Source organism: Prevotella rectalis, assembly GCF_900607215.1.
In the GTDB taxonomy this organism is placed as follows: Bacteria; Bacteroidota; Bacteroidia; order Bacteroidales; family Bacteroidaceae; genus Prevotella; species Prevotella brunnea.
In genome coordinates this window covers 450798-459538 of record NZ_LR027822.1, presented here as the reverse complement: position 1 = coordinate 459538, position 8741 = coordinate 450798, and the positions used below count along the sequence as shown (strand labels likewise).

Below are 8741 nucleotides of genomic sequence, written 5' to 3'. Positions count from 1 at the left end.
CCATTGCATTGCTCATGGGCATTTTCGCTGACGAACAACTCTCGTTCATGATACATCAGGGAGTTCATGATTAATGACTGAAGGGTAACAAAACCCTCGCTGCTGCTTGTGTAATTCGAAAGAATTTCCGAAATTTGCGAATGTGTAAGTTTCATTTTTTTCTTTTTTAAAGTTATCAAATACAAAGATAAGAAAAAAGAAGCTTACACACTTTTATAGGACAGTACCGAGCAGATTGTGCGTTAGGGATAAGTTCAGTGAAGGATTGGCTTCCACCGAATATCAATGCAGGCTCGCAGTTGGGGCAAACTCTGTGTTCTGTTCGTCATGAAAGTGATGTGTAAAAGAAGATTCGTGCTTGTTATCCATTCAAATTGTGGGCGGACCGGCTATTTGGCTAACCGAATTTATGTGTCGCTACCGACAAATTTCCCTTGCTTTATCCGAAGAGTTTAAACGTAAAAGGTCGCAATCCATTTGAATTGCGACCTTTATAATTCTTGTATGCTATGACTGAAGGGCAACTTTTAGCCCAATGATGCAATGTGCTTGCAGAGACCTGACTTCAAGTTAGCTGCTTTGTTCTTATGAATGATATTGGTCTTAGCAAGTTTGTCAAGCATCTTCTGCACTGTAGGATATTGCTTTACAGCTTCGTCCTTGTCGGTAATGGAGCGCAGTTTGCGAACCGCGTTACGCATAGTCTTTGCGTAGTATTTGTTATGCAGAGATTTTGCCTTGTCCTGGCGGATTCTTTTGAGTGATGATTTGTGATTTGCCATCTTTACTTTCTCTAATTGTTTGTATCGTAGTCCCTAGGGGAATCGAACCCCTCTTGCAAGAATGAAAATCTTGTGTCCTAGCCGATAGACGAAGGGACCATGCTGTTTTAATTGCGGGTGCAAAGGTAGCGCATTTATTTTATCCTGCCAAATTTTCCTGCTTATTTTTTATCAAAAGCTTATTTTTTTGTACTTTTGTATGTTTTAAGTTAGGTTATGTTGGTAAAAACAGCTGCTGTGGTACTGCGAAGCATTAAATATGGTGAGTCTTCGCTCATCGTAGATGTCCTTACTGAAAAGTCGGGGCGAGTGTCTTTCATCGTGCGCGTTCCCAAGACTTCCAAATCGAGAGTTAAGAAGCAATATTTCCAACCTTTGACAATCCTTGATTTGGAATATTTCGATCGTGCTCGGTCCACCCTGCAGCATATCCGCGATGCGCGTATCGCTGTTCCTTATTCCACCATTCCATTTGATCCGATAAAGTCGAGTTTGCTTTTCTTCCTTTCCGAATTCCTTTTTTATGTAACGCAATCCGAGCAGGAGAACGCCGCACTGTTTCGTTATATAGTGAATAGTTTGGAGTGGCTCGACGCTTCTTCTGAAGGTCTTGCCAACTTCCATTTGCTTTTCATGGCACGTTTAAGCAGGTTTGTTGGTTTTTATCCTAATCTTACGACCTATCGGGAAGGTAGCTTTTTTGATTTGCGTAATGGTTGTTTCTCTCCGAAAGCACCGCTTCATACCGATTTCCTTTCATCTGCAGACGCAACCTTTGTGATAAATCTAATGCGTATGAATTACGAAACGATGCACCTTTTTAAGTTTACACATGAAGAGCGCAACCGAATCGCCGCTCTCATCCTTTATTATTATCGTTTGCATATCCCCAATATGCCCGAGTTGCGAAGTTTTTCGATCTTGAAAGATGTTTTTTCGTAAGCATCTGTTCATCCGACAAGTTTTAATTGTCATAAAAATTTATGCGACCCTTGTGGCTTTTCCCCTGTTGTTTCGGTTCTATAACATCGCCACCTCGAACTGACCGGGCTGATACTATGCGGTAAGTCCTTCGCTTTTTTTTATCGGTATCGGTCGCAAGTATGCTAAGTTGCGTATTCCGTTGCCTCACTTTGCTTGCTTGACTTTGCTTTTTAGCGTCATAAGGTGATATGGCAGTCGGAAAATACTGAAGTGGCGCCATCTTGCCGACCGAAGTGGCAGTGCTCTAATCCCCACTTTAAGTAAAGCTGATGACACCCTGTATTTCCTCTACCTGTCCATCATCTTCCGGCTTCTCGGGGGTAGTCTTCAGTTCTTTTATCATCTGCTTTGTGCGCTTGTAGGTTGGCGTGTTTTCTATGGCAAGGATGATGTCCTCGTTGTCCAAATCTTCTTGCGAGAAAAGATAGATGTGTGGGCGACGTTTGTACTGCGAGTTGTTGTTGTCCTTGTAATAACGCTCCCTTCGGTCTCTGCGTTCTGCCTTTCGTTCTTCTTCCTCTGCGATGCGTGCTGCCTCTTCCTGCGAGTGCTTGAGGAGATGACTGTTCATTCCGTCCACGTCTTCGATGCCGAAACCTGTGGCAAGCACGGTTACTTTTACTTTCTTGTCGAGTGCGGGGTCGAGTGCCAGTCCCCATTTCAGTTCGAAACCGTCGCTGAATCGTCCCATGAAATCATTGATATCGTTCATCTCCTCCATTGTCAGTCCCGGATTCTCCTGTCTGTCGCTGCTGAAATTGATGGATAGCAATATCTTCTTCGAGTTGTAGATGTCATTCTCGTTGAGCAATGGGGAGTTGAGCGCGTCTTCAATCGCTTGCTTCACTCTGCCTTCTCCTTCGCCATAGCCGGTGCTCATGATGGCTACACCACCATCCTTTAGCACTGTTTTCACGTCGTTGAAGTCAAGATTTATCAGTCCGTGCACCGTGATAATCTCTGCAATGCTCTTCGCTGCTACGCTTAACGTGTCGTCAGCTTTTCCGAAAGCATCAAGCACGTTCATCTCCGGATAGATTTCGCGCAATCGCTCGTTGTTGATAACCAGCAAGGCATCAACATGTTTTGCCATTTCTTCTACACCATCGAGTGCCTGATCGATCTTCTTGTCGCCTTCAAATCGGAAAGGAATGGTTACAATTCCCACGGTCAAGATACCCAGTTCTTTGCTCACTCTGGCAATTACAGGTGCTGCTCCGGTTCCGGTTCCGCCTCCCATTCCTGCTGTGATGAATGCCATTTTTGTGCCATCGTCGAGCATTTTCTTTATGTCTTCTATCGTGTCTTCTGCCGCTTGGCGTGCTTTGTCCGGTTTATTTCCGGCACCAAGTCCTTCTTTGCCTAATTGCAGATGGATGGGTACGGGAGAATCGTTGAGGGCTTGTGCATCGGTATTGCAAAGAACGAACGTTACTTCGTGAATGCCCTCTTTGTACATGTGATTAACGGCATTGCCACCACCGCCACCAACTCCTATAACTTTGATGATACTGTTCTGTTCGGTTTCCCCAAAATCAAGAATATCTAATTTATTATTGTTATCTGCCATAACCTTTTGTTCTTTTTTTGTTTTCCAATCTAAAACATCTCTTCATGAAGTTCATCAGTCTTCAGGCTCAAGGATGGAACCTCCAAACTCTTTGATTTTACGCTGTAATTTTCCCCAGAAGCTGTTTTTGCGTTTCTCTTCTTCTTCCTTGCGCAATCTTTCTTTTTCTTCTTCCTTTCGCTTGCGTTCTTCTTCCTCCTGTTTTCTCTTGTTTGCTTCGGCTTTTTCTTTCTCAGCAGCAGTCAGTACTACGCCTTGACCTATTTCCGGTGCCCTTCGAGGTGTCTGATGAATATCCGTGGTACTTGAAGTTGTTGCCTTGTTTTCGTCGAAAAGGTTTTTATCCGGATTGATGGGTTCGCCGGCGCAGTTCATGTCTCCCTTTGCCAGTAGTCCAAGGATAGTGTTCATGGTTCCGTTCTTAGCGTTGATATCCGAATCGCCGGTGGTGATGGTCTGTGCGACGAATTTTGCCATTCTAACCTTGCTTACATGCGTGTGATTACGGAAAGCCTGCTCAATGTTCTTCAGGTTTGAGCCTCCGCCGGTGAGGATAAAGCCTCCCAGCAGTTTGTCGATGAATTCCGGTGGTATCTGATAGATTACGTTCTCTATGATTTCTTCCACTCGTGCCTCGACAATCTCTATGAATTTTCTACTTTCTACAGTTCTTTCCGCATCTATGGAGTAGTTAAGGTTGTTGTCGATGTCGTTGTTCTCTGTGAATGCGCTGGCGTATTTCAGCTTCATTGCCTCCGCGTCTTTCTCTTCCATTTGCAGACTGGCTATGTCTTTCGTTATGTTTGCGCCTCCGAGTGGTAAGACAGCAAGGTGGCGGAGGATGTTCTTGTGATAAACGGATATGGTGGTGGTGTCTGCTCCCAAGTCCACAAGTACGCATCCGCCTCGTTTTTCCGCTTCTGTCAGTACGCTGTCAGCCAATGCCAGCGGAGCAAGGTACATCTCCGCAATGGCGATGCCTGCTTTCTCGAAGCAGTTATTGAGGTTATCGTAGAATGATTTGCGCCACAATATGTTTAGGAAGTTTCCTTCCAAGTGGCTTGCTTTTATGCCAACGGGGTCGATGGCGTATTGATTGTCCACTTTGTATTCCTGTGTGGCAGCGTCCAAAATCTCCTGATCCTGATAAGTCATGTTGCGGTTAGCGTCCATCAGTTCGTTTATCATGTCTCCGGTGATGATGGTGTCGTTTGGCAATTCTTTGATGATGACATTCCTCACGCTGCGAATCGACTGTCCTCCCACGCCCACATAGACATGTGAGATTTCGTGTTTCAGTTGTTTCTTGAGTTTTGCGATGATGTTGGTTAAGCACTGCCCTGTCTTGTCGATGTTATAGACTACGCCTTTGCGGATGCATTGTGAGGCGTTTTCTTTGACAACGGCGTTCACAGAGATACTTCCGTCAAGGTTCTTCTTGCCGGCAATTCCCGTAATCTTTGATGAGCCCAGTTCAATGGCTACAATGAATTCTGCCATATACGTATATATTATTTTTCTTTTTCCTTTATTCTGTTGCCTCGTTTGTTTCTTCCGGCTTTTCTTTCTTTACCGTTTCTTCTTTCTTTTCTGTTTTCACTGTATTGACTTCTTGCCGATTTTCAGTCTCAGTTCTTCTCTTACAGATGATTTGGTTGTCGAATTCGACGTTGATGTAGGAATATTTGTTCCATCCGGCGTGTGCGAGTCCATAGCGATAGAATTTCTCCAGTCGTGTTAGTTTTTTCTTTGCGAACTCACTTACAGATTTCTCGTTTGCCGATTTTCCTTTTTTCGTGGGTAAGAAGCCTAAAAAAGCGATGTGTTCTCCGACGCGTGGGACGATTTCTATTCCCCGATCTTCGCGCACATTGATTTGTTCTATTTGGTTAAGCCAGAAGTTTGATTGACTGATTGTCTTCGCGAGTGGGGCGATACCATATCGTGCGAACCACTGACTAATGTTTCCCGATGCGATAATCAGGTCGCTTGTGTATTTTGAGTTAGGCAAGATGCCCCCGTTATCATCAAGATAATAATCATCTCCATTCTCGCTTTTTATTCTGATGATGGGCATCCGTTGTGAAATTGTGATGTTTACGTGTCCGTTTTCCGTAACGTAACATTCTGCGGTGTTCACGAATGGCCCCACCTTCAGTGCTTCCTCAATCTTGCGTGGCTCTATGAATTTTAATTGTTTGTTTAGCGGATAGAGTTCTTCTTTTACGAGGATTTTCTTTATTTCTTCCGCGCTTAGGAAGCCGGAGTTATTGGAATCGGATATATTGATATCCACTTTCGTGCAGATACGATTGGTTTTGTCCGGCGTGTTCCAAGCAGTAACCGCCATGACAAGATAAATTGCCAAGATGACATCCAATGTTCCGATGATGATCTTTTTCCAATGTATCTGCATTTCTTATTTTTTTGCTTTGATGATTTTCGCTATTTCGGGGACATAGTTATCTAAGTTTCCTGCGCCCAATATCACTAACACGTCAAAATCTCTGCTTTTTACAAAGTCCAAGACCTCATCCTTAACGATCATTTTTCGTTCTATGCCTTCTTTCAGGTTTTCGAAGATAAGTGCGGAGCTAACTCCTTTGATTGGTTCTTCGCGCGCCGGATAGATTTCCGTCAGCACCACTTCGTCGAAATGGCTTAACGCGTTGGCGAACTCTTTGTGGAAATCTCTTGTTCGTGTGTAGAGATGAGGTTGGAATATCACCGTAATCTTACGGTTGGGATAAATTTCCTTCAAGCTTTCTGCACTTTGGATGATTTCTTTCGGATGATGTCCGTAGTCAGAGACCAACACATGCCGGTCATTCTTGATTTTGAAATCGAACCGGCGATCCACTCCCGCGTAGGTTTTCATGCCGTTCCGCAATTCATCGGCGGTACATCCGTTTAGTTGTGCCAAAGCCATGGCTGCGATGCTGTTTTCTATATTGATGGGAACGGGTTGTCCTAATTCTATGTTGTTTACGTTTTCGATGGGCGAAACGAGGTCAAAGCGAATGGTTCCATTCTCCATCTTGATGTTCTCTGCGTGGAAATCGCCTTCGTTTCGTGCGTAGTCATATACGGTTACGCTCGGTTGTGGATGTGGTCTCATTTCCAATTCCTTGTGTATCACCAAGACTCCACCCGGTTGTATCAGTTCCGTATAGTGTCGGAAGCTCTCAAGATAAGCCTCTTTCGTTCCATAGATGTCCAAGTGGTCGGGGTCGGTGGAGGTGATGACGCTCATCCACGGTCGAAGCCAATGGAATGATCGGTCGAACTCATCTGCTTCAATCACCACGTAGTCGCTCTTGTCCGAGAGGATGTAATTTGTGCCGTAGTTCTTTGAAATTCCTCCGAGGAATGCATTGCAGTCAAGATGGCTTTGGTGCATGATGTGGGCACACATGGAGGATGTGGTTGTTTTGCCGTGCGTTCCCGCGAAACATAGTCCTTTGTGTGTCTGTGTTAATCGTCCCAATACTTGGGCGCGCTTTTCCGTTTCAAATCCGTTTTCACGAAAAAAAGCAAGTTCTTTGTGCGTGGATGGAATGGCAGGGGTATAGACTACTAACGTGGAGTTTTTCTGTTTGCACTCCTTGGGTATGAAATCCGGATTTTCCTCGTAATGTAATCTTATGCCTTCTTGCTCCAGTTTGCGTGTAAGGTTGGTGGGGGTTTTGTCGTATCCGCCCACTACAAGTCCTTTTTGGCGGAAATAGCGTGCGAGTGCGCTCATGCCAATGCCTCCCGCACCGATAAAGTAAACTGCTTTTATGTCTTTGAAGTCCATTTTTAATTCTGTTTTATCAGTCTCAACACTTCATCCGCGATGATGTTTGCCGAGTTCTCCAGTCCCATTTTTCTGACATTCTCACTCAGATTCCTAAGTTTTTCATCATCGGCAATGGTATTCAATGCCAGTGCGAGCAATGTTTCCGGTGCGTCGGCATCTTTGGTGAATAATGCCGCGCCCTTCTTTACGAGAGCCATGGCGTTTTTTGTCTGATGGTCTTCTGCCACGTTTGGGCTGGGCACGAGAATGACCGGTTTCCCAATGAGCTGAAATTCGCTGATGGAACTTGCTCCGGCACGGCTGATTACCAAATCGGCAGCTTTATAGGCGGCGCCCATGTCGCTGATGAAATCCGTTACTTTCAGGTTGGGAAGTTCTTTCCCTTTTAGTGTTTCGAGGATGCTTTGATGATAATATTTCCCCGTTTGCCATATAAATTGTACGTCGGCTTTGGCGGCTATCAAGTCCTGATGCTCCAGCATTGAGCGGTTGATGGTGCGTGCTCCCAGACTTCCACCTACCAGCAAGATGGTTTTCTTGTGCGGATCCAACCCGAAGCTCTTGCGTGCTTCTTCCCGGCTAATTGTTGTTTCGAGGATGTTCTGTCGTATGGGGTTTCCGGTCATGATGATTTTCTCCGCCGGGAAGAAGCGTTCCATGCCCTCGTAAGCCACGCATATCTTTCGTGCTCTCTTGGCAAGCAGTTTGTTGGTAACGCCCGCGTATGAGTTTTGTTCTTGAATTAAGCATGGGATGCCCATTTTTGAGCATTCGTAGAGCGTTGCTCCACTGGCATATCCGCCAACTCCTACTGCCACTTGGGGCTTAAACTCTTTGATAATTCTTTTTGCCAGTCGCAAACTCTTCCATAATTTTATGAGAACGCTGAAGTTTTTTAGTTTGTTGGCTCTGTTAAACCCCTTGATAGGTAAGCCTTTTATCTCGTATCCTGCGGCAGGAACGCGCTGCATTTCCATTCTGCCCTCCGCTCCGACGAAGAGAATTTTCGCTTCCGGGCACTTGGCTTTTAGGGCATTTGCTATGGAGACGGCAGGGAAGATGTGCCCGCCTGTTCCACCTCCGCTAATGATGATTCTTAAATCTTTATTCATTGCTCTATACTATTAACTTACAAAGTTAATCATTTTTTTTCTCTTATTGTAATTTTACTCCTCTTTTTATTTTCTCTAAGATGTTGCGAGTGAAAAAACATTGTTTGTAACCAAGAATTATTCTGTTTGTTTTCAAAAGCTTAGCTTTCGCATTCCAAAAGCTTAGCTTTTACATTGCAAAAGCTTAGCTTTTACACCGCAAAAGCTTAGCTTTTAAAATGGAATGTATAAGTGTTTGTCTTTTCCTGAATTCACTTGTCAGATCTGACGATGTTTTTCTGTTTTACTTGTCAAATATTTTCTTATTTACTGAATGACTTGACATTAACATTATATAGGTTAAATTTGAAGTCAGTGCACTTGTATAAAAGAAGATGGACAACACCTAAGTTCCGTCATATTTTCGGCAAGGTCTTAGGGGGCTCGATGCCCCCTGGGACCTTTGGTGAAGATGGCATAAGACCGTCGTTCGCCATATTTTCGGCGTTCCA

7 protein-coding genes, 1 tRNA gene and 1 pseudogene are annotated in these 8741 nt (G+C 44.4%); 1 reads left to right on the top strand and 8 read right to left on the bottom strand.

What is annotated here, in order from left to right; translation table 11 throughout:
- The 3 genes and pseudogenes from E0E16_RS15025 to E0E16_RS10270 all read right to left on the bottom strand — a co-directional run.
- Positions 1-155, bottom strand: a pseudogene (locus E0E16_RS15025) (IS256 family transposase); the annotation flags it as partial.
- A 372-nt stretch (positions 156-527) separates the two neighbouring features.
- A complete protein-coding gene (gene rpsT, locus E0E16_RS10275; protein ID WP_130830231.1) occupies positions 528-782 on the bottom strand; it encodes a 30S ribosomal protein S20 in 255 nt (84 codons plus the stop codon).
- Between the two features lie 27 nt (positions 783-809).
- Positions 810-881, bottom strand: a tRNA-Glu gene (locus E0E16_RS10270).
- Positions 882-998: 117 nt separating this feature from the next.
- Here E0E16_RS10270 and recO point away from each other — a divergent pair.
- Positions 999-1724: a DNA repair protein RecO gene (gene recO, locus E0E16_RS10265; protein ID WP_130830230.1), complete on the top strand. Its 726-nt coding sequence runs from the start codon at positions 999-1001 to the stop codon at positions 1722-1724.
- Positions 1725-2022: 298 nt separating this feature from the next.
- Here recO and ftsZ read toward each other — a convergent pair whose 3' ends face one another.
- From ftsZ to murG, 5 genes are read right to left on the bottom strand one after another with little or no spacing between them, the layout of a single operon-like run.
- The gene (ftsZ, locus tag E0E16_RS10260; RefSeq protein ID WP_130830229.1) at positions 2023-3336 is read right to left on the bottom strand and encodes a cell division protein FtsZ; all 1314 of its coding nucleotides are present in this window, start codon (positions 3334-3336) and stop codon (positions 2023-2025) included.
- Positions 3337-3390: 54 nt separating this feature from the next.
- A complete protein-coding gene (gene ftsA / locus E0E16_RS10255) occupies positions 3391-4836 on the bottom strand; it encodes a cell division protein FtsA (protein ID WP_130830228.1) in 1446 nt (481 codons plus the stop codon).
- Positions 4837-4864: 28 nt separating this feature from the next.
- Positions 4865-5752, bottom strand: a complete 888-nt coding sequence (locus E0E16_RS10250; protein WP_130830227.1) for a POTRA-like domain-containing protein — start codon at positions 5750-5752, stop codon at positions 4865-4867.
- A 3-nt stretch (positions 5753-5755) separates the two neighbouring features.
- The gene (murC, locus tag E0E16_RS10245; protein ID WP_130830226.1) at positions 5756-7135 is read right to left on the bottom strand and encodes a UDP-N-acetylmuramate--L-alanine ligase; all 1380 of its coding nucleotides are present in this window, start codon (positions 7133-7135) and stop codon (positions 5756-5758) included.
- Between the two features lie 2 nt (positions 7136-7137).
- Positions 7138-8250, bottom strand: a complete 1113-nt coding sequence (gene murG, locus E0E16_RS10240; protein WP_130830225.1) for an undecaprenyldiphospho-muramoylpentapeptide beta-N-acetylglucosaminyltransferase — start codon at positions 8248-8250, stop codon at positions 7138-7140.
- Positions 8251-8741: the final 491 nt, after the last annotated feature.